Source organism: Streptomyces vilmorinianum, from assembly GCF_005517195.1.
Lineage (GTDB): Bacteria > Actinomycetota > Actinomycetes > Streptomycetales > Streptomycetaceae > Streptomyces > Streptomyces vilmorinianum.
In genome coordinates, this window is record NZ_CP040244.1 from 6,144,101 (window position 1) to 6,164,467 (window position 20,367).

The following is a 20,367-nucleotide window of genomic DNA, read 5'->3' on the forward strand; positions in this document are numbered from 1 at the left end:
GGCACGGCAGACCCCGATATCAGTCCGGTGATCAGGGCACCGACCACCAAGGAGGCTGCGCCGGTCGCGGCTGCCCCCCTCGTTCTTAGAGCCACGCGTTTCACTTCCATGCGAGCCGCAGGCCGGTCGAGCCGTGCGGAGGGAATGAGAGCAGGCGTGGGCTATCAGCAGCGGGAGGCCCCCGTGGCCACCCCGCCGCACCATCTCGTCGCGCCCCCGCACACCCGTAGCCCGTAGGGACCACGGTCTCTTGAATTGTTCATGTCGAGACGGGGATCACTATTGGCGGCCATATTAATTCGGTCAATGTGATTCTGGCCACAAATTCAGCGTATTCCGGCTAGAAATCGTCGGTCTGAGCGACGGGTGAGATGCTCCGGCCGGTCCAGGCGAGATCGTCAACAGGTGATCGTCCGTCACGGATCCTTTTTCCAGCTTCAGGTTGAGGCGGTGAAGGGCGACGGCGGCCTTCACGATGCCGGTCATCCGATTGGTGCCGCAGCGGAGATTCCGCAGGAGCGCCAGCCCTTCAGGGTGGCCATGGCTTGTTCGTCGAGGCAGCTGCTCACCTCCCCAACGATCCACGGGAGGCGCTGACGCATGCCCTCAACCGGCCGCCCCGGCGTTGGCTCGCGTTGGAGCCATCGGAGCCCAAGCGCACGCCGGGCGCACTCGGCCGCCCGCGCGCTCCCGGCCGGCCGCTCGTTCGATTGAAGCCGGGACCATACCCCCCTACGCCTGTCGAAGCCTCGTAACCTCCATCACGTCACACCATCCGGCCAACACGGCGCATCCATTCCGACATGACGACTAAACGAGACATTTCCATTTCACGGGACATGCGCGGGACCGAGTCCCTGACAACGCGTCAGCTAGGCCGCTGACCTGGGAAAACGCCGGAAAGACCGACGGCCTCCGGAGCCGTGTGCGCAGGTTCGAATCCTGCCGGGGGCACTTCGCAGGAAGTGCCTAAAGACCCCGCCACCAGCTAAGACGCTGAGGACGGGGTCTTGTCGTATGCGCAGGCGTGAGCCGCAGCGAAGGCGGCGTAACGGCTGGTCGCCGACTGCGGGACCGCGGCGGCATCTGGACGGCGTGGGGCAGGAGCTCGGTCGAGGCCCAGGACGGCGGCGGACTCTCCGGTCCGTCGGGTGCGTCGAGACGAGTAGCAGCGTGAAGGGCCAGGAGCGAGCCCCGGCCCTTCACACCCTCAGCGATCTTTGACCATCGACACGGTGAAGCTGACTTTCTTGCCGGACGTGTAATCGATGTGGTCCCACACCGACAAGCGGTCCCTGTCCTTCAGGGTCAGCTGCAGCACCTCGCTCGCGTTGTTCCAGTTGTAGAAGAAGAACCGGAAGTTCCTCGACGGAGTGTCTTCCAGCTGCTTGGTCCCCCAGCTGCAGTCACGCGTCGCGTCGTGCTTGCAGGTGGACCAGGCTTTGGCGTAAAGGCGGCAGTCCTGTCCATGCCACACGTCGATACGACTCAGTCTGTCATCGGATGAACGCCACCTTCCTGCAAACGGACTTGCAGCGCACGAGGCGGATGCGTCTTTCGCTGAGGTGAGCGTCATCATGACCGAGAGGGAAAGCATCAAGGCGGCCGTCACGCACAGGGCCATGATCCGGCGTAGTGGACTGCGGGCAGAAGAGGCGGGTGTCATCGTGAACCTCCGGTAGCGGGTGGCAGCACGGGATCCCGTGGTACCCCCTACCCATTCCAGACCAACACCCTCAGATCCTGACCGCAAGTCGGAATGTCTCAATTGCGCACCGTTCAATGATTAATGCGATCCAAGGTGGATCGGTCAACAAGTTTCATACGGGCGGGAATCCCAATGCGGGCGGGGCAACACAGGCCAGGTAGCGGGGACTTCCTCGTTGAGCGCGCGAGGCTTCGCAAGCTCACGTCATACACGGGAATCAACGTCGCGTTGGCGCTGCGGACCGACTGCCCGCGTGGGGCGGTGCAAGAGCGCGAGCGTTGGCGCGAGGCGCTGCGGTGGGTGCGCCGCGGGCGTAGGCGGGTTGGCCGTTGGGAGCCCACGCACGTACCTCACCGTCGGTCAGCGGCCGCATGAACGGACCGTCATCGGTACCCGTGCCGAGCTCTTCGATGGATCGGCCTTCGAAACCGTGGTGGTCCCGCGCCAACGCTTCTTCCTGAGCCCGCCAGAGTAGGCGACGGCACCGACAATGCGCCGCGCTTGATCGCGCGTACTCGCGGGGCTGTCCCACGCCGGGGCGAGGGCAGGCTGCCTGTTCCACCAAGATGCCAGCACAGCGCTGACTCCCCGGCCAGGGGCCCGTGTCGCACCGGTCACTTCAGACTCATTCTGGCCCTCTCCATCAGGTCGATCACGTAGTGGACCACCTCGTTGGGGTTATTCGTACCGGCAAAGATCCGATAATCGACACCCAACTCCGGGTTGAATCTCATGGCGTAGATCACCACCGGAGTGAGGATCCGATGGCGTTCCAGATCCCTCAGCATCTTGATCCCCGCTCGCGGATCGCCACTCCGTTCGATATCGCTGATGATGATGTCGTACGTCCCCTGCTTGAGCAGCACGAGGGCCTCCTCCGTTGACCGAGCCGTATCCACGGTCATGCCGACAGCACGGAACAGTTCGGCCAGGGGCCTGTTCAGCCCAGGCTGATCGTCAACCCAGAGAATTCTGCCGCCAACCAGGAACTCGGCCGCGTGGTCCAGCCTGCGGACAACGCCCTTGCTGGCTTTGGTCCTGACAGGGGTCTCGGCGCCTCTTGCGGCGCGTTCAAGCAGCTCCTCGGCGAGCTCAACCTCAATGCCGAAGCCTTTGAAGGTCTTGACCTGAGGGAAGCGCTGAATGATCGGCTCTCGAAGCGTCAGAAAGACGAACATGGCGAACGCCACCCATAGGGTTCCTGGAACTACGCCGACCAGTGCAATCCAGAATGCTTGGGACACTCGGACATCATGGGCCTTTTCTGTATGCGGCGCAGCGACACGGCCCCGGGTCGCCGTGTCGGCTAAAGGCGCGCAGCGGGTCGATGGCCCCCTAGGGGCAAGGGTCGGTCCGGCGTCGGATGCATCCACGGCCTGGGGCGACGACCGAGGCGGGGCCCGGGGGTGGGGGCCGTGCCCGGGGCAGGGAATCATGTGGCGCATGATCAAGACTTCTCGGCGTAGCCTGCTCGCCGCGCTGACCGTTTCTGCTGCCGCGCCGCTTGTCGGGTTGGGTGGGGGGAGGGCTTCCGCGGCCGCTCCAGCCGCCGCCGGCACCGCCACCGCCGCCGTTGTGGGCGTGCCAGGTGACGGTATGGCCGGGCCCCGTTCCTCCGTCGTGCTCAGTGGCGGGCCGTACGACATAGCCGCGCTCACCCGGGCCTCCGTCGGGGCGCTCACCGCGACCGTGGTGCCCGGGACGCCGGCGCGGACCGAGGTTCGGTGTGGTGGGGAGCCGTTGGCCGTGCTGACGGCCGGGGCGCGGACCGTGGTGATGGTGGGGCCCGAGCGGACGTTCACCGAGAACAAGCGGCCCTTCGACGACGTCTTCAACCGCACCCTCGCCACCTCCGGGAGCTGGGGTAGCTCGCCTGGCGGCGGCAGTTGGTCCGTGTTCGGTGGGGTAAACGCGGGGACCACCGAGGATCCGCGGTACGTGGAGTTCGCCGTGGCCCAGCCCGGGGCCGGTACCGCGGTCCTCAGTGATACGGCCTCTGGGCGGTACGCGACCGTGCGCGACGACGAGATCACCGACGTCGACGTCCGTGCCACCGGGCGGTTCGACAAGGTCCCCACCGGCAACGCCTGCTCGTTCGCCCTGGTCTTCGCCTATCGCAGCAACGTCCACTACCGGGCGCGCCTGTCCTTCACCACCCAGGGCGAGGTCGATCTGCGGGCCGAGAAGGTGCTGGACGGGAACGCCACGCTCCTGAGGTCGGCCGGGCCGCTGGCCACCGGTGTGCCCGCGAACACCGCCTGGACGATCCGGGTGCGCCGTGAGGGGGCCCGTATCCAGATCAAGGCCTGGAAGCAGGCGGCCACGGAACCCACCGCCTGGACCCTGGACTTCACCGACAGCGACGCCGGCTACGCCAAGGGCCGCGTCGGCGTCCGCGGATTCGCCTCCTCCGGCTGCAGCAACCTCCCGATCAAGCTGAGCGTGACCCGGTTCGAGGTCAGGGAGGCTTCCTGGGAGAGGCCGCCGTCGGTCACCCACTCCCACTGGGTCCGGCTGCTGGACGAGCCCTTCGACGGGACGTGGACCCCGGCCCTGGAGGACGTCATCCGGGGCTGGGCCGGATCGCTGGCGCCCGACGCGCTCTCCTACGCCGCGATGTTCCTGCCCGGAGCGCCCGCGGTGACGAGCGGCCGGAAGGAACCCCTCGGCGCGCAGGTGCTCGGCGCGGCGCGTTACGGCAAGCCCGACGCGCAGGGGCTGCTCCCCGTCGGCGCCGACTTCCACGACTACATGGGACAGGCGTGGTCGTTCCCCGACCGCACCTCCCCGAAGCCCCCGGAGGAGGGCCAGGCCGGGAACCTGGACTGCTCCGGCTATGTGCGGATGGTCTACGGCTACCACATGGGCATCCCGATGTACGAGGACGTGGACCCCGCCAAGCGGGCGCTGCCCCGCAAGTCCGGTGCCATGGTCGAGTACGCCCCGGGTGTCCGTGTCGCGTCGAAGCCGGACGACAACAGTGAACTGCCGCAGGCGACCCCGATCCAGCCGGGCGACCTGGTCCTGTTCGACGCCAACGACCCGGTGGACGCCGGCGAGCCGTACACGGTCGACCACGTCGGCATCTACCTCGGCGTCGACGGGGACGGCCGGCGGCGCTTCCTCTCCAGCCGCAAGAGCTGCAACGGCCCGACGATGGCCGACCTCGCGGGCGCCTCGCTTCTCGACGGTACGGGCCTCTACGCCGTGAGTCTGCGGACCGTCCACCGCCTCTAGGAGGAAGGGGCCGCGCGGCACCCCACTTGCCACGCGGCCCCAGCTTCCCGAGGGGTTACTTCACGTTGATCGCGGTCCAGGCCGTGGCCACCGCGTTGTACTCCGCGCTGCCCGCGCCGTAGAGGTCCGTGGCCGCCTGGAGGGTGGCCGTGCGGGCGCCCGCGTAGTCCGTGGAGGAGGTCATGTAGGTCGACAGGGCCTTGTACCAGATCTTGTACGCGGCGGACCGGCCGATGCCCGTGACCGGGGTGCCGTCGTACGTCGGGGAGTCGTAGCTGACGCCGTTGATCGTCTTGGCGCCGCTGCCCTCGGAGAGCAGGTAGAAGAAGTGGTTCGCCGGGCCCGAGGAGTAGTGGACGTCCAGGCGGCCGACGGTCCTCGACCAGTAGTCGGCGGACTTGCCGTCGCGGCTCGGCCTGTCCATGTAGCGCAGCGGGGTGCCGTTGCCGCGGATGTCGATCTTCTCGCCGATGAGGTAGTCGCCGGCGTCCGAGGCGTTGTTCGCGAAGAACTCGACCGAGGTGCCCAGGATGTCCGAGGTGGCCTCGTTCAGGCCGCCCGACTCGCGGCTGTAGCGCAGGCCGGCGGTGGAGGAGGTCAGGCCGTGGGTCATCTCGTGGCCGGCCACGTCGATCGAGGTGAGCGGCTTGAGGTTGTTCGCACCGTCGCCGTACGTCATGCAGAAGCACTGGTCGGACCAGAAGGCGTTGACGTACGCGTTGCCGTAGTGGACCCGGGTGTACGGGGCGACCCCGTCGCCGCGCAGGCCGTTGCGGCCGAGCTCGTTCTTGTAGAAGTCCCAGGTCATGGCCGCACCGTAGTGGGCGTCCACGGCGGCGGTCTCCCGGTTCGTCGCCAGGCCGTTGCCCCAGACGTCGGTGCTGTTCGTGAAGAGCGTGCCGGTGCCGTTGGTGCCGCCGCCCAGGTCGTACGTCTTGTGGCCGCCGCGGAGCGTGTCGGTCAGCGTGTACGAGGGGGCGGTGCCGAGGGTGACGTCGCCGCTGTACTGGCTGTGGCCGACGCCCGTCTCGATGGCCTCGTAGGCGTACAGCTCCTTGCCGTTGGCCGCGTCGGTGATGACGTGGCGCTCGCTCGGGGTGCCGTCGGCCTGGACGCCGGTGACGACCGTCTCCCAGGCGAGGGTGGGCTTGCCCGTGGCCGCCCAGATCACCTGGCGGGCCGAGGACTCGGCCGCCGCGACGGCCGCCTTCGTCGTGGGGACGGATATGCGTGCCGACGTCGCCTTCGTGGTCGAGCGGGCGCCGTTCTTCTTCCGGTGCACGACGAGGTCGCCGCCGAGGACGGGGAGACCCTCGTAGGTGCGCTCGTAGCGGGTGTGGACGGTGCCGTCGGCGTCCTTGACGACGTCCCGGACGACGAGCTTCTCCTGGGCACCGAGGCCGATCGCCTTGGCGGTGGTGGCGGCCTCGGCCTGGGCACCCTTGATCGCGGCGGCGCGCTCGCCGGCGGAGAGGGCGAGCGCGGTGGCGCCGTACGCGCGGTCGGCGCTGGTGGCGCCGTTCTCGCGGTCGACGGCCGCGCCGGCGGGGGCGCTCTGCACGCCGACGACGACCATCGCGGCGGAGGCGAGCAGGGCCGCGGCACGTGCGGTGGTACGTGCGGCGGTCGTGGTGGTGCGGTGCTGCGAGGACTGCAGGCGGGTCACGCGGGCTCCTTCGCTGAAGCTGTGGGGGATGACGCGGCAGCGAGCGTGCCAGCGAAAGAGCTTTTTTGACAGGTCTGCAACAAGGATTTGACCATCAGTTGTCCGGAGGGCGGCCAACCCTATCCGTTATGCGACCGATTCGGCCTGCTTAGATGCCCGCTATGGCTAACCTTCTGTACGTCACCGACCTCGGATACCAGGCACGCGGGCGCCGCTACTGCGACGAGGACATCTGGCTGAGCGGCCGGCTCCGCGAGGAGTTCGGCGTCGCGCTCTGCCACCCCCTGGACACGGCCGCGCTCATGGACCGCTTCGACGCCGTCGTCGTGCGCAACAGCGGGCCCGTCATCCACTACCAGGAGGCGTACGACGCCTTCCGCGCCGCCGCGCTCGACAAGGGCGTCCGGGTCTTCAACTCCCTCTCGGGGAAGGGCGACATGGCCGGGAAGGAGTACCTCCTCCAGCTGTCGAGGGAGGGATTTCCGGTCATTCCCACGGCCGGGCGGCGCGAGGAGTTCGCGCGGCTGCCGGAGGCCGACGAGTACGTCGTCAAGCCGCTGCTGGGCGCCGACTCGGTGGGGCTGACCTTCGTACCGAGGGAGCGGCTGGCCGACGTGGACCCGGCCGGGATGCTCGTCCAGCCGCGCGTTCCGTTCGCGTACGAGGTGTCGTTCTACTTCGTCGGGCGGAGCTTCCAGTACGCGCTGTACGCGCCGGACCCCGAGGCCCGCTGGGTCCTCCGGCCCTACGAACCGACGCCCGCGGACCTGGAGTTCGCGCAGCGGTTCGTGGACTGGAACGACCTCGCGTACGGCATCCAGCGCGTCGACGCCTGCCGGGCCCCGGGCGGGGAGCTGCTGCTCGTGGAGCTGGAGGACCTCAATCCGTATCTCTCGCTCGACCTGGTCGGGGAGGCGGAGCGGGAGGCGTTCGTCGCCGCCATGAAGCGCTCTCTGCGGGAGCTGGCGGCGTAGCGGTGGCCGTGGCGGCGGGGAGTCGGTTGCGCTCACCCGCCGGCGGCGCCGCGAGCGCGAGGCGGCGGTGGGTGCGGCGGAGCATCCTGCGGGCCATGTACGGGTGGAGGTGCCGGATCACCGCGAAGTACAGGCGCCCGCGGGCGTTGTGGATCCGTACCACCGTGCTGAGCGTCACCGAGGTGCCGGCCGCGTCGATCAGGACCGAGGCGCGGAAGTCCAGGTGGGACGCGTCCTCGCCGAGCATCAGCTCGTGCTCGCCGGCGCCCAGCACCGGGAACGGCAGCACGTCCCGCCAGGCCCGCGGGTCGCGGTCCATGCCGGGTTCGAGCGACATCCGCCACGCGTCGGCGAAGTCGGTACGGCCCTCGAACGCCTCGCGGACCAGACGGGCGCCCGGCGGGATCGCGGCGGCCTCGGGGCGGGGCCAGGTCAGGCGGTGGAGGAGGCGGACCCACGCGCTCCGCCGTACGGGCCGGGGCCCTGCGAGGGAGCCGAGGGCCGCGCGCTCGACGTTGTCGAGGAGCTCCTCGACGACCGTGTCGTGCACCGGGCGCACGACCGTCGCCCACACGGCGAACTTCCCTGCCCCCTGCGACTGTTCGAGCGTGTGCACCACCCGGCAGCGGTCGGGGCCGACGGGCTCGACGTCCAGGCGGTGAAAGCCCCGCTCCCCCGCGCCCCCGGGGCCGGGGAAGCCGAAGCGGACCGAGCGGCCGGGGACGTACTCCGTCACCCGGTAGCGGACCGGTCCGTGGCCGCCGTCCGCACCGACGCCGAGCGGGCGGTCGAGTCGCATCGAGGACCAGGCGGGGGCGGGGAAGAGGGGGTCGTCCGCGGCGGAGAGCCGGTCGAGGAGGGCGCCGACCGTGTCGGCCGGGGCCGCGACGACCCGCTGGTGAACATTCCGAACCGTCCGTACCGTGCGCATGGCGCACACCTCCATACGGGAGCGTATGTTTCTCCATACGGTACCGTACGGAGATGGCGTCCGGACAGAAACGCAAGAGGCTCACCGCCGAGGACTGGGCCGACGCGGCCCTGACGGCGATCGGGGAGCGCGGGCTCGCGGGGGTCGCCGTCGAACCGCTCGCCGCCCGGCTCGGCACGACCAAGGGCAGCTTCTACTGGCACTTCGCCAACCGCGACGCCCTCGTCGCCGCGGCGCTCACGCGCTGGGAGCAGATCTCGACGGAGGAGCTGATCGTCGCCCTGGAGGCGGAGGAGGCGGACCCCGAGACCCGGCTGCGCACGCTCTTCCTGCGCGCCACGGCCCTGGCGGCCGAGGACCCGCTGGAGGTCTCGCTCCTCGCGACCGCCGATCACCCCGAAGTCGCCGCCGTGCTCGCCCGGGTGACGGAGCGCCGGGTCGGGTACGTGGCCCGGCTCTTCGAGCGGCTGGGCTTTCCGCCCGCGGAGGCGCGGCGCCGGGGGCTCCTCGCGTACACGAGCTATCTGGGGCACACCCAGCTGATGCACGCCGTACCGCAGGCACTGCCGGACGACCCGGACTACCTGGCCTCGGTGATGGAGACCCTGCTGCGGCGGTGAGTTGCGCAGACGCCTCCGCGCCTTACGCCGTGCGCTTGCGCGGGGTCGCCTTCTTCGCCGGCTGCTTCTTGGCCGCGGTCTTCGCCGTGGTCTTGGCCGCGGTCTTCGCCGTGGCCGTGGCCGTCTTCTTCGCCGCCGTCTTCTTCGCAGCCGTCTTCGCCGTCGACTTCCGTGCGGGCGCGGCCGTCTTCTTCGCCGCCGTCTTCGCCGTGGACTTCCGCGTGCCCGTCTCCTTCGGCGTCCGCGCCGCCGCCTTGCGCGGCGCGAGTTCGGTCACCTCGGCGACCTCGCCCTCCCCGCGCGCCTCCTTCGCCGCGCGGACGCTGCTCTCCAGGGCCGCCATCAGGTCGATGACCTGGCCACCGCCCGCCGCCTCCGGCTCCGGGGGCGCCAGGCCCGCGCCGCCCTCCGCCTTGGCGGCGATCATCTGCTCGACCGCCTCCCGGTAGTCGTCGTGCAGGGTGTTGATGTCCACCTCTCCGAGGGTGGCCATCAGGGCGTCCGCCAGGTCGAGTTCGGCCTCGCGCACCGCGACGGGGGTCTCCGGGGCCACGCCCTCCGGGGAGCGGATCTCGTCCGGCCAGAGCAGCCCGTGCATGGCGATCACGTCGTCGACGACCCGCAGCATCCCGAGCCGCTCCCGCCCCCGCAGCGCGAACTTCGCGACCGCCACCCTGTCGCTGCGCTTGAGCGCCTCGCGCAGCAGGGTGTACGGCTTGGCGGCCGGTACGCCACTGGGCTGCAGGTAGTACGCGTTGTCCATCTGGAGCGGGTCGATCTCGCCGGCCGGGACGAAGGAGACGATCTCGATCGTCTTGGCCGTCGGCAGCGGCAGGGCCGCCAGATCCTCGTCGGTGATCGGGATCATGGTCCCGTCGGCGTCCTCGTACGCCTTACCGATCTCCGCCTGGGAGATCTCCTCGCCGTCCAGCTCGCACACCTTGCGGTAGCGGATGCGGCCGCCGTCCTCGGTGTGGATCTGGCGGAAGGACACGGACCGGCTCTCGGTGGCGTTCACCAACTTGATCGGGATGCTGACCAGGCCGAAGGAAATGGCGCCGTTCCATATGGATCGCACGTTTCATCCCTTTCGCACGGGATTTCCGGAATCGTGGGATTCTCATCGTATGACGCCGATCACGGAGGTGGAGGGGCGGCGCCTGGCGCTCAGCAATCTGGACAAGGTTCTCCACCCGGCCACCGGCACCACCAAGGGCGAGCTGCTGCACTACTACGCCACCGTCGGAGACGCGATCCTCCCCCATCTGCGCGACCGCCCGGTCTCCTTCCTGCGCTATCCGGACGGCCCCGACGGGCAGCTCTTCTTCACCAAGAATCCGCCGCCCGGCACGCCCGCCTGGGTGAAGACGACCCCGGTCCCCCGCTCCGAGGATCCGCGGGCGCGGCAGGTGATGATCCAGGACCTGGCCTCGCTGATGTGGGCGGCGAACCTGGTCGTGGAGTTCCACACGCCGCAGTGGCGGGCCGGCTCGCAGGCCGTCGCCGACCGGCTCGTGTTCGACCTCGACCCGGGGCCGCCGGCGACCGTCGTGGAGTGCTGCCGGGTGGCGCTCTGGCTGCGCGAGCGGCTCGCGGCGGACGGCCTGGAGGCCTTCGCCAAGACCTCCGGCGCCAAGGGCCTGCATCTGCTCGTACCGCTCGAGCCGACGCCGTCCGAGCAGGTGTCGGCGTACGCGAAGCAGCTCGCCGTCCGGGCCGAGGCGGACCATCCGGATCTGGTCGTCCACCGGATGGCACGGGCCCTGCGGCCGGGCAAAGTCTTCGTCGACCACAGCCAGAACGCCGCCGCCAAGACCACCGCCACCCCCTACACCCTGCGCGCCCGGCCGCTTCCGGCCGTCTCCGCACCCGTGACCTGGGAGGAGGTGGAGGGGTGTGACAAACCGGAGCGGCTCGTTCTGCTGATGGGCGACATCGCGCCACGTCTGGAGCGGTACGGAGATCTCCTCGGGCCGCTCTTCGACCCCGCCCGGGCCGGGGGGCTGCCATGACACCGGCACCGACTCCGGAGCCGACACCAGCCTCGGCACCGGAGCCGACACCGGAGCCGACACCTGAGCCGGCACCTGAGCGGACACCTGGCCCGGCGGCCCCCGTCCTGCGGCCCCCGGTCGACGTCATGCGCCCCCGGCCGGCGGACGAGATCCCGGCACACGGCAGCGCTCCCGGAGGCCTCCAGTACACGCTCAAGCTCGACGGATTCCGGGCGCTCGCCTTCGTCCTGGAGGACGGACGGGTCTTCCTGCAGTCCCGCTCGCACCGGGACCTCGCCCGGGACTTCCCCGAGATCGCCGCGCATCTGGGCGCTCATCTGCCGGCCGGCGTCGTCCTGGACGGCGAGCTGTGCGCGTACCGCGAGGGGCGGCTGAGCTTCACCGATCTGCTGCGCTCGCGCGCCGACCGCGAACGGCTGGGGGTGCCGGTGTCGTACATCGCCTTCGACATCCTCGCCGTGCCGGGGCGGGACGTCCGGGCCCTGCCGCTCAGGGAGCGCTGGGAGCTGCTCGGCACGGCGCTGCGGGGCATCGGCCCGCCCGTCCAGCGCGTCCTGGCGACGCAGGACGAGGAGACCGCGCGCGCCTGGTTCCGCGACCTGAGGGCCGTGGGTGTCGAAGGGGTCGTGGCGAAGGCCCTGAACTCGCCCTACCGGCCGGGAGGCACCTGGGCCTGGCGGAAGGTGCGGCATTCGGACACACGGGACGGCACCCTTCTCGGCGTCTTCGGGCCGGTGGACCGACCGCGGGCGCTGCTCGTGGAGCTCCCCGACGACCGGACGGTGAAGACCTCGCCCCGCCTGACCCCGGCGCAGTCGCGGCTGGTCGGGGAGCTGGTGCGCGATCGTCTCGGCGCGCCGGCGGACCATCCGGACCACGGGCCCGTGACGATGCTCGCCGACCCCCTGCCCGTCGAGCTGAGCCAGCAGGCCGGGCGCCACGAGACCGCGCGGTTCGTACGGGTGCGGTCCGACGGCTAGTCCGACGGCTCGTCCGACCGCTCGTCCGACCGCTCGTCCGACGGCTCGTCCGACACCTGGCCCGGAGGTCGGCCCGGCGGTCGGCCCGACACCTGGCCTCGCGGTCGGCCCGGCGATCGGCCCGACGGCAAGGCCCACGGCAAGACCCACGGCACGTCCGATGGGGCCGCGCACGGCAGTTGGCGCAAAGCGAGCGCCCCGCGGGCCCTTGGCGGACCGCGTCCGGTCAGCGGGTCCTTGTTGACGGTGCGGTGGTGCACACTTGCTGCCTGGTACAGCGCTCACGGGGAAGGCGGCGGCCGGCATGCTGACGGGGATCGAGGAGGTCGACTGGGCCTCGCTGGGGCATGCGTACGGCCCCGCTGACGATGTGCCGGGACTGCTGCGCGGCCTCGCCTCGGACGATCCGGCGGAGCGCGAAGTCGCGCTCGACGCCATGTACGGCGCCGTGCACCACCAGGGCGATGTGTACGACTCGACGCTCGCCTGCATCCCCTTCCTGCTCGAACTCGTCGCCGATCCCGAGGTCCAGGACCGTGGCGGCATCGTGGAGTTGCTGACCAGCATCGGCGGGATCGATCTCAGCGGCGACGACGAACTGGACGAACTCGACCCGGACGACGAGGAGTTCATCCCCGCCGCCAACTACGCGATGGCGGCCGCGGCCGTCGCCGCCGGTGCCGACGTCTTCCTCGGGCTCGTGGGCGACCCGGACCCCGAGGTGCGCCTCGCCGCCCCGTGCGCGCTCGCCTCGCTGCACCCCGACCCGGCGCGCGTGCTGACCCTGCTGCGGGAGCGGCTGACGGTCGAGTGCGACACGGAGGTACGGCTCGCCCTGGTGGAGGCGGTCGGGAGGATCGCGCGGCGGCACGAGTCGCTGCGGGCCGAGACGGTGGAGTGGCTCGGCTGGCTCACGCGCGCGGCCCAGGCGCCCGGGCTGCGGCTCGCGGCCCTCGCCCAGCTGGCCCGGTGCGCGCCGGGCGAGGTCCCGCAGGACGTCGTGGAGCGGGTGACGGAGCTGCTCGACCAGGTACGGACGGCGCCGCCCGAGCCGGCCTTCCCCGAGAACGGCCGGCCGTCCACGCCCACGCTCATCGGGCAGGTCCGGGAGCTGCTCGAAGAGCACTCCGCCGGCCGGCCGACCCCGTGGACCGACGAGCTGATGCGCACCCTGCACACCGCGCTCGACGACCGCGTCGAGGACCGGATCGCGCTGATCCTCGCCCAGCTGCGCAGCCCCGACCGGTGTCAGAGGTCGGACGCGATCTGGCTGTGCGGCGGGCTGACACGGGTGTGGCGCGGCCGGTACGAGGAGGTGGTGCGGCTGGTCGGGGCGCAGCTCGCCGACCCCGATCCGCGGCTGCGCGAGGCCGCCGTCGCGTTCCTCGAAGGGCTCTTCGAGCTGACCGTGCCCGCCGCCGACGCCCTCGCGGCGCGGCTCGCCGAGGGACCCGACGGGCCGCTGGGCGGCCAGGGGGGTACCCGGGCCCGGGACGGACGCTGCCGGGCGCTGCTCGCCCTCGCCCGCTCCGGGGACGCCCGGGCGGTGCCGCTGCTCGCCCGGGCCCTGGAGGAGCCCGAGGTGCGCCGTGAGCTGCTGTACGCGGTCCCCACCCTGGGCCCCGCCGCCGTCCCGCTCGCCCCGGCGCTGCGCCGGCGGCTCGCCCGGGTCGAGCTGGACGACCGGCTGTACGACCAGGCGGCGCCGCTGCTGTTCGCCCTGACCGCGGTCCGGGGCGTCCAGGCCCTGCCCGAGGTGCTGCGGGTGCTGCGCGGGGCGCCGTCGAACCGGCGGGACTGGGTGCACGAGGCGGCGCTGCGGGCGCTGGCCTCCTTCGGCCCGGCCGCGCGGGAGGCGACCGCGGACATGCGGGCGCTGCTCGGGAGCGATTCGGCCGCGGTCGCGGCGGAGGCGGCGCTCGCGCTCTGGTCGGTGGAGGGCGACCTCGGGGCCGTGCTGCCGGCCCTCGAGGCGCGCCTCGGTCCGGATGCGGCCGATCCGGACCGGTGCGCGGCCGCCCGTGCGCTGGGGGCGATCGGCCCCGCCGCGGCGGGCAGCGCGCCGGCCCTGCTGCCCGGCCTCACGGCCCGGGACCTGTGGGTACGGGTGCGCAGCGCGGCGGCCCTGTGGCGGGTGTCCGGGGACGTGGCGTCGGCGCTCCCCGTCCTCCTGGCGGCCTGGGAGGAGAACCGGCACGCGCGCGTGGACATCGCGGAGTACCTGGCGGAGATGGGCCCCGCGGCGGCGGGGGCGGAGTGGGTGATCCGTACGGAACTGGCCCGGCGCCGCCGCCACAACGCGCGCGAGGGCGGCTACAGCAGCCACGCCATCCACGAGGACGAGAAGCTCCTGACCTTCTGCCGTGCCGCCCTCGACCGGATGGAGCTCTGAAGGCCGGGCCGGCACAGGTGGACAAAGAGGACTTCCCTGCGAATAAGGTCTGTACGAATAAGGTCTAGGGGAAGACCGACCGTCCCGAGCTCCGGCTCGACCCCCGAGGAGCAGTGTGAGACCGCGCGGAGTGCCGCTCGTCGCCGTCGTGGCCCTGGCCGCGGCGGCGCCGCTCGTGCTCTCCGGCTGCGACGCCGAGGGCGAGCTGGAGAGCGCGGGCGCCACGCCCACCGCCATCGGCCCCGTCCGCCTCTGGCCCGACCTGCCGCCCGCGTCCGAGCCGCCCCTCGACTACGGCGAGACCGACACCCAGACCGTGCCCGGCATCAAGGCCCCGGGCGACGACGTGCGTCGCGTCGACCCCGTGGCCGTGGTCCAGGCCGAGGTGAACGCCCACCCCGACACGTACTCCGGCGCGGACGGCATGTACGAGGAGACGGCCCGGCAGATCGGCCGGTGCGGCACCCAGCCAGCCGCGTGCCCGGTGATGCGGCCGTACTACCGCGATCTGACCGGCAACGGCCGTGACGAGCTGATCGTCGGCATCCGGATGCCCGAGCAGCAGGTCGGCCTGCGGGTCTATACGGCCGAGAAGGGCGGCCTCACCCGGATCATGGCCACCACCGACCAGGTCATCAGCGTGGACCTGGCGGGCCGGGACGTGATCGTGCGGGCCGCCTCGGCCGGCATTCCGGGGTACGAGTACCGGACCGCCTGGTCCTGGGACGAGCAGCAGCGCGCGATGCTGCCGACCCGCGACGAGATCGTCCGCGTCAAGCCGACGGGGCCCTCGCCCTCGCCCTCGTCCCCCTCCTCCTCCTCGCCCTCCCCCTCCCCCGAGACGGCCGCCGACCTTGCGACGGACGGCCCGTGAAGCGCCGCCGGCCTCGCGCGAAGCTCCGCCCGCCCGCCTGGACCGCGAGCCTCACCTGGAAGTCCGCGGTCTTCATCACCGTCATGTGCTGCGCCCTGGCGGCGCTGCTCGGCGTGCTCGTCCATGTCTCGGTGGCCCGGCACACCGTGGACGACTCCCGGGAGAGGGCGCTGACCCGGCTCACCGCCGCCACGCGCGCCTACGAGGCGGGCGACCCGCTCCCCCGGTTCGCCGGGATCGACCCCGAGGGACTGCCCGGCCCGCTGCGCGCGCTCGCCCTCAAGGGTGAGCGCGGCACGGTGGTCGAGAACCACGAGGGCCGGCCGACGATGTGGGCGGCGGGGCCCGCGGACGGCCGGGCGCTGGCCGTCCGCGTGGACTACTCGACGAGCGCGGAGACCATCGACGAGCTCGACCGGTCGATCCTGGGCTCCTCGGTCCTGGCGATCGGGGCGACCCTGCTCGTGGGCGCGTTCGCGGTCACCCGGATCACGCGGCGGCTGCACCTGACCGCCCAGGTGGCCCGGCGGATCAGCGCGGGCGATCTCGACGCGCGCGTCAACGACCCCCGTACGAAGGACCCTTCGCGCCCCGAGGACGAGGTGGCCACGGTCTCCGGGGCGCTCGACACGATGGCCTCCTCGCTGCAGAGCAAGCTCCAGGCCGAGCAGCGCTTCACCGCCGATGTGGCCCATGAGCTGCGCACCCCGCTGACGGGCCTGTCGGCCGCCGCCGAACTGCTGCCGGAGGGACGCCCCTCGGAGCTCGTACGGGACCGGGTGAAGGCGATGCGCGGGCTGACCGAGGACCTGCTGGAGATCTCGCGGCTCGACGCCCGCAACGAGACGGTCGATCTGGCGGTGCACGAGCTGGGCCCGCTCGCGCGGCGGGTCGTGCACGCCTCCGGGACCGGGACCGGGAGCGGGACCGAGGTGCGGATCGTGCGGGACGCCACGGTCGAGACGGACAAGCGGCGCCTGGAGCGGGTGCTCGGGAATCTGCTCGCCAACGCGCACAAGCACGGGGCGCCGCCGGTCGTCCTGACCGTGGACGGTCCCGTGGTCACGGTGCGGGACCACGGCGCCGGGTACCCGGAGTACCTGCCGGCGTCCGGGCCGCAGCGGTTCCGTACGGAGAGCGGCGGCAAGGGGCACGGGCTCGGGCTCACCATCGCGGTCGGCCAGGCCCAAGTGATCGGCGCGGAGCTGGTCTTCGCCAACGCGCCGGACGGCGGCGCCGAGGCACGGCTGACGCTGCCGGAGTACGTACGGTTCACGAGTGAGCCGCTCGCCCCCTGACGGCGCACCGTCACACATAAGGGATATAAGCCATACCGCTTGCTACGTTGCGGACCATGACCGCAAAGCGCCGCGGCGTGGAACTCTCCCTCCTCGTCTGCGCCGTCCTGATCTCCGTCCTCGGCTACGCCGATGTCGGCCTGGCCGAGAACGGCGCCGTGCCGCCGGACGCCGCCCGCTACGGCGGCGGTCTCGGTGCGCTCGCGCTCCTCGCGCATCTCGCCGTCCGCTTCCGCGCGCCGTACGCCGATCCACTGCTCCTGCCCATCGCCGTCCTCCTCAACGGCCTCGGCCTGGTGCTGATCTACCGGCTCGACCTGGAGACGCCCCGGGACCAGGCCGCCTTGCCCCAGCTGGTCTGGTCGACGCTCGGGGTGGCGCTCTTCATCGCGGTCGTCGTCCTGCTGCGCGACCACCGGGTACTGCAGCGGTACGCGTACCTCTCGGTGGCCACCGCCCTCGTCCTGATGCTCGTGCCGATCTTCTTCCCGGCCGTGAACGGGGCCCGGATCTGGATCCGGCTCGGTGGACTCTCCTTCCAGCCGGGCGAGTTCGCCAAGATCCTGCTGGCCGTCTTCTTCGCCGCGTACCTGGCGGCCAACCGCAACGCGCTGGCGTACACCGGCCGCAGGATCTGGCGGCTGCAGCTGCCCACCGGCCGGGTGCTCGGGCCGATCGTGGCGATCTGGGTGCTGAGCGTCGGCGTGCTGGTCCTGGAGCGGGACCTCGGCACCTCGCTGCTCTTCTTCGGACTCTTCGTGATCATGCTGTACGTGGCGACGGGCCGGACCGGCTGGATCGCGGTCGGGCTGCTCCTGGCGGCCGTCGGGGCGTTCGCGGTCGGCTCCCTCGAACCACACGTCCACAGCCGGGTCGAGGACTGGCTGAACCCGTACGCGTCCATCGAGGCGGGCGACGGGCCGAGCCAGCTCGCGCAGTCCCTCTTCTCCTTCGCCGCGGGCGGGATGTTCGGCACCGGGCTCGGGCTCGGGCACTCGATCCTGATCGGGTTCGCCGCCAAGTCCGACTTCATTCTCGCGACGGCGGGCGAGGAGCTCGGCCTTGCCGGGCTGACCGCCCTGTTCCTGCTGTACGGGCTGCTCGTCGCGCGCGGCTACCGGGCCGGTCTCGCCCTGCTCGACCCCTTCGGCCGGCTCCTCGCGATCGGCCTCGCCTCGATCCTGGCGCTCCAGGTCTTCGTGATCGCCGGCGGGGTGATGGGCCTGATCCCGCTGACGGGCATGGCGATGCCGTTCCTGGCGCAGGGCGGTTCGTCGGTCGTCACCAACTGGGTCATCGTGGCGCTGCTGATCCGGGTGAGCGACTCGGCCCGCGCCCCGCGCCCGGACACCGTCGAGGCCGGGGTCATCGCCCCGGTCGTGGAGGACGCCCGGTGATCCCGTACATCCGGCGCGCGGCCGCGCTCTGTCTCGTCCTGCTGGTGGCGCTGCTGGTCAACGCGGCGCGAGTGATGATCCTCGAAGCGGAGTCGCTGGACGAGAACCCGGCCAACCGGCGCCTGGCGATCACCCGCCACGGCCAGCCGCGCGGCGAGATCCTGGTCGAGGGGCGGCCGGTGACGGGCTCGCGCGACAGCGGCCAGCAGCTGCGCTACGAACGGACGTACAAGCAGGGGCCGTTGTACGCGCCGGTGACCGGCTACGCCTCGCAGACGTACGGCACCACGCTCGTGGAGAACGCCGAGGACGGGGTCCTGTCCGGTACGAGTCCGCTGCTCGCCCCGCTGCCGTTCTGGAACGACATCAGCCGGGGGCGGCTGCCGGGCGGGGACGTGGTGACGACGATCCGGGCGCCGATGCAGGAGGCGGCGTACCGGGGTCTCGGCGGGAAGCGGGGGGCGGTGGCGGCGATCGAGCCGTCGAGCGGGCGGATCCTGGCGCTGGTCTCCTCGCCCTCGTACGACCCGGGGGAACTGTCCGGCACGGGTCCGGCGGTCAAGGGCGCGTGGGCGCGGCTGAACTCCTCGCCGAACCAGCCGATGCTGAACCGGGCGATCCGGCAGACCTATCCGCCCGGCTCCACCTTCAAGATCGTGACGGCGGCGGCGGCGCTGGACGCGGGCGTGGTGACGGACGTCGACGCGCCCACGGACACCCCGGACCCGTTCGTGCTGCCGGGGACGAGGCAGGTGCTGCCGAACGCGGCGAAGGGGTGCGGGAACGCCTCGCTGGCGTACGCGATCCAGTGGTCGTGCAACACGGTGATGGCCGGGCTCGGGGTGGAGGTGGGCCTGGCGGGGATGGTGGAGGCGGCGGAGAGGTTCGGCTTCGACGACACGGGGCTGAGGATCCCGTCATGGGTGGCGAAGTCGAACTTCGACCGGGAGATGAGCGCCGACCAGCTGGCGCTGTCGTCGATCGGTCAGTTCGACACGACGGCGACGCCGTTGCAGATGGCGATGGTGGCGGCGGCCGTCGCCAACAACGGGGAGATCGCGTACCCGTATCTGGTCGACCGGACGACGACGGCGGGCGGCACGACGGTCGACTCGACGGGACGGCGCAGCTACCGCCAGGCGATGCGCCCCTCGACCGCGACCCAGCTGCAGCGGCTGATGGTCGAGGCGGTCGAGGAGGGCACGGGCTCGAACGCGGCGATCCCGGGGGCGCGCGTCGGCGGCAAGACGGGCACGGCGCAGCACGGGCTCGGCAACACAGGGACGCCGTACGCCTGGTTCATCGCCTGGGCGCAGGCCTCGGACGCGGCCCAGCCGGCGGTGGCGGTGGCGGTCGTGATCGAGGACGCGGAGGCCAGCCGTACGGACATCAGCGGGGGCGGCAGCGCGGCGCCCATCGCCCGCGCGGTGATGGAGGAGGCGCTGCGGGCCCGGGCCGTCAGCTGATCGGCTCGCGCATCTCCGCGCGGACCTTGGCGGTGGTCTCCGCGAGTTCGGCGAGGTCGATGTCCTCGGGGTCGGCGACGGCCGACTCCGCGGTGACGAGGGCAACGGCGGAGGCGGTGTTGTCGTCGCCCCAGGCGCACATGGGCAGGTTGATGGTGGCCCCGGTCGCGTCCTTGGACCGGGTGACCTGGCAGGTGATGGTCACGTCGTGGCCGGCGGGGGTGACGTCCTTGGGCGGGACGGCGAGCGTGGACCCCTCGTCCTTCGCGGCTCCCCCGAGGATGGCCGTGCGGGTGCGGTCGGGGTTCTTCATGCGACCGTGGAGGCCGGAGACCACGAGCACGGCGCCGTCCTTGCCGCTGTACTCGGCGACGGCCGCCTCGGCATCCTTGACGTTGGGGTCGTAGCTGTCCACGATCTCCTTCCCCTTGCTCTGGGAGAGGTCGCTGACCAGCGTGTACTCGCCGTCCAGCAGGGTCTTGCGCACGACCAGCTCGTGCGTCCGCGCCGGGAAGGAGCCGCCGGCCCCGCTCCCGTCACGTCCGAGCTTGGCCGCGTAACCGATACCGCCGACCAGCACCAGGGACCCGAGGACGATGGCGACGATGGCCCCCGCCGACAGGCCCTTCTTGGGCGGCGGCCCCCAGGCCCCCGGCCCCGGGTACTGCTGGGGGACGCCCTGCTGCGGGAAGCCCTGTTGGGGGAAGCCCTGCTGGGGCGGTCCGTAGAACCCCGGCTGCTGCGGGGGCGGCACGGGCCCGCCGTAGGGGTTGTGGGGCTGCGGGCTCTGCGGAGGCGGCATGGTCATG

The 20,367-nt window shown here is 71.7% G+C and carries 16 protein-coding genes; 10 read left to right on the forward strand and 6 right to left on the reverse strand.

Annotated elements, in window-relative coordinates; translation table 11 throughout:
- Window positions 1-1,210 precede the first annotated feature (1,210 nt).
- Window positions 1,211-1,579, reverse strand: coding sequence for a hypothetical protein (locus tag FDM97_RS28325; RefSeq protein ID WP_137993341.1), 369 nt, complete (start codon window positions 1,577-1,579; stop codon window positions 1,211-1,213).
- 743 nt (window positions 1,580-2,322) lie between these two features.
- On the reverse strand, window positions 2,323-2,952 hold the full coding sequence (locus FDM97_RS28335) for a response regulator (RefSeq protein WP_254705784.1): 630 nt from the start codon (window positions 2,950-2,952) through the stop codon (window positions 2,323-2,325).
- 352 nt (window positions 2,953-3,304) lie between these two features.
- Here FDM97_RS28335 and FDM97_RS28340 point away from each other — a divergent pair, with 352 nt between their 5' ends.
- Complete coding sequence (locus FDM97_RS28340) at window positions 3,305-4,945, forward strand: NlpC/P60 family protein (RefSeq protein ID WP_254705785.1); 1,641 nt, start codon at window positions 3,305-3,307, stop codon at window positions 4,943-4,945.
- 55 nt (window positions 4,946-5,000) lie between these two features.
- On the opposite strand, the gene FDM97_RS28345 is transcribed toward FDM97_RS28340, so the two are convergent.
- Window positions 5,001-6,611, reverse strand: a complete 1,611-nt coding sequence (locus FDM97_RS28345; protein ID WP_432816253.1) for a M4 family metallopeptidase — start codon at window positions 6,609-6,611, stop codon at window positions 5,001-5,003.
- 152 nt (window positions 6,612-6,763) lie between these two features.
- Here FDM97_RS28345 and FDM97_RS28350 point away from each other — a divergent pair, with 152 nt between their 5' ends.
- The gene (locus FDM97_RS28350; RefSeq protein ID WP_137993344.1) at window positions 6,764-7,585 is read left to right on the forward strand and encodes an ATP-grasp domain-containing protein; all 822 of its coding nucleotides are present in this window, start codon (window positions 6,764-6,766) and stop codon (window positions 7,583-7,585) included.
- On the opposite strand, the gene FDM97_RS28355 is transcribed toward FDM97_RS28350, so the two are convergent.
- On the reverse strand, window positions 7,491-8,516 hold the full coding sequence (locus FDM97_RS28355; RefSeq protein ID WP_137993345.1) for a DUF2867 domain-containing protein: 1,026 nt from the start codon (window positions 8,514-8,516) through the stop codon (window positions 7,491-7,493). The two genes, FDM97_RS28350 and FDM97_RS28355, sit on opposite strands and share 95 nt — an antisense overlap.
- Window positions 8,517-8,569: 53 nt before the next feature.
- On the opposite strand from FDM97_RS28355, the gene FDM97_RS28360 reads away from it, so the two are divergent.
- Entirely contained in the window at window positions 8,570-9,136 is a 567-nt protein-coding gene (locus FDM97_RS28360; protein ID WP_137993346.1) for a TetR/AcrR family transcriptional regulator, read from the forward strand.
- A gap of 22 nt (window positions 9,137-9,158) precedes the next feature.
- On the opposite strand, the gene ku is transcribed toward FDM97_RS28360, so the two are convergent.
- A complete protein-coding gene (gene ku, locus FDM97_RS28365) occupies window positions 9,159-10,214 on the reverse strand; it encodes a non-homologous end joining protein Ku (RefSeq protein ID WP_137993347.1) in 1,056 nt (351 codons plus the stop codon).
- Window positions 10,215-10,263: 49 nt separating this feature from the next.
- Here ku and ligD point away from each other — a divergent pair, with 49 nt between their 5' ends.
- From ligD to FDM97_RS28400, 7 genes are all read left to right on the forward strand, one after another.
- Complete coding sequence (ligD, locus tag FDM97_RS28370) at window positions 10,264-11,148, forward strand: non-homologous end-joining DNA ligase (protein WP_137993348.1); 885 nt, start codon at window positions 10,264-10,266, stop codon at window positions 11,146-11,148.
- A 128-nt stretch (window positions 11,149-11,276) separates the two neighbouring features.
- On the forward strand, window positions 11,277-12,131 hold the full coding sequence (locus FDM97_RS28375) for an ATP-dependent DNA ligase (protein ID WP_137993349.1): 855 nt from the start codon (window positions 11,277-11,279) through the stop codon (window positions 12,129-12,131).
- Between the two features lie 304 nt (window positions 12,132-12,435).
- Window positions 12,436-14,523 (forward strand): PBS lyase, encoded by a 2,088-nt coding sequence (locus FDM97_RS28380; RefSeq protein ID WP_137993350.1) that lies wholly within the window; start codon window positions 12,436-12,438, stop codon window positions 14,521-14,523.
- Between the two features lie 115 nt (window positions 14,524-14,638).
- The gene (locus FDM97_RS28385; protein ID WP_137993351.1) at window positions 14,639-15,397 is read left to right on the forward strand and encodes a hypothetical protein; all 759 of its coding nucleotides are present in this window, start codon (window positions 14,639-14,641) and stop codon (window positions 15,395-15,397) included.
- Window positions 15,394-16,695 (forward strand): sensor histidine kinase, encoded by a 1,302-nt coding sequence (locus tag FDM97_RS28390; RefSeq protein ID WP_137993352.1) that lies wholly within the window; start codon window positions 15,394-15,396, stop codon window positions 16,693-16,695. Before FDM97_RS28385 ends, FDM97_RS28390 begins: the two co-directional genes overlap by 4 nt.
- A gap of 56 nt (window positions 16,696-16,751) precedes the next feature.
- Window positions 16,752-18,092 carry an FtsW/RodA/SpoVE family cell cycle protein gene (locus tag FDM97_RS28395; RefSeq protein WP_137993353.1) on the forward strand — a complete coding sequence of 447 codons (1,341 nt, stop codon included), beginning with the start codon at window positions 16,752-16,754 and terminating at the stop codon, window positions 18,090-18,092.
- Entirely contained in the window at window positions 18,089-19,558 is a 1,470-nt protein-coding gene (locus tag FDM97_RS28400; RefSeq protein ID WP_137993354.1) for a penicillin-binding transpeptidase domain-containing protein, read from the forward strand. Before FDM97_RS28395 ends, FDM97_RS28400 begins: the two co-directional genes overlap by 4 nt.
- Here FDM97_RS28400 and FDM97_RS28405 read toward each other — a convergent pair.
- A complete protein-coding gene (locus FDM97_RS28405; RefSeq protein ID WP_254705786.1) occupies window positions 19,551-20,366 on the reverse strand; it encodes a hypothetical protein in 816 nt (271 codons plus the stop codon). The two genes, FDM97_RS28400 and FDM97_RS28405, sit on opposite strands and share 8 nt — an antisense overlap.
- Between the last annotated feature and the right edge of the window lies 1 nt (window position 20,367).

Coding starts and splice junctions, on each gene's coding strand:
- FDM97_RS28325 (WP_137993341.1), bottom strand. CDS start 1,579: ATGATGACGCTCACCTCAGCGAAAGACGCATCCGCCTCGTGCGCTGCA.
- FDM97_RS28340 (WP_254705785.1), top strand. CDS start 3,305: ATGGCCGGGCCCCGTTCCTCCGTCGTGCTCAGTGGCGGGCCGTACGAC.
- FDM97_RS28350 (WP_137993344.1), top strand. CDS start 6,764: ATGCCCGCTATGGCTAACCTTCTGTACGTCACCGACCTCGGATACCAG.
- FDM97_RS28355 (WP_137993345.1), bottom strand. CDS start 8,516: ATGCGCACGGTACGGACGGTTCGGAATGTTCACCAGCGGGTCGTCGCG.
- FDM97_RS28360 (WP_137993346.1), top strand. CDS start 8,570: ATGGCGTCCGGACAGAAACGCAAGAGGCTCACCGCCGAGGACTGGGCC.
- ligD (WP_137993348.1), top strand. CDS start 10,264: ATGACGCCGATCACGGAGGTGGAGGGGCGGCGCCTGGCGCTCAGCAAT.
- FDM97_RS28375 (WP_137993349.1), top strand. CDS start 11,277: ATGCGCCCCCGGCCGGCGGACGAGATCCCGGCACACGGCAGCGCTCCC.
- FDM97_RS28380 (WP_137993350.1), top strand. CDS start 12,436: ATGCTGACGGGGATCGAGGAGGTCGACTGGGCCTCGCTGGGGCATGCG.
- FDM97_RS28395 (WP_137993353.1), top strand. CDS start 16,752: ATGACCGCAAAGCGCCGCGGCGTGGAACTCTCCCTCCTCGTCTGCGCC.
- FDM97_RS28405 (WP_254705786.1), bottom strand. CDS start 20,366: ATGACCATGCCGCCTCCGCAGAGCCCGCAGCCCCACAACCCCTACGGC.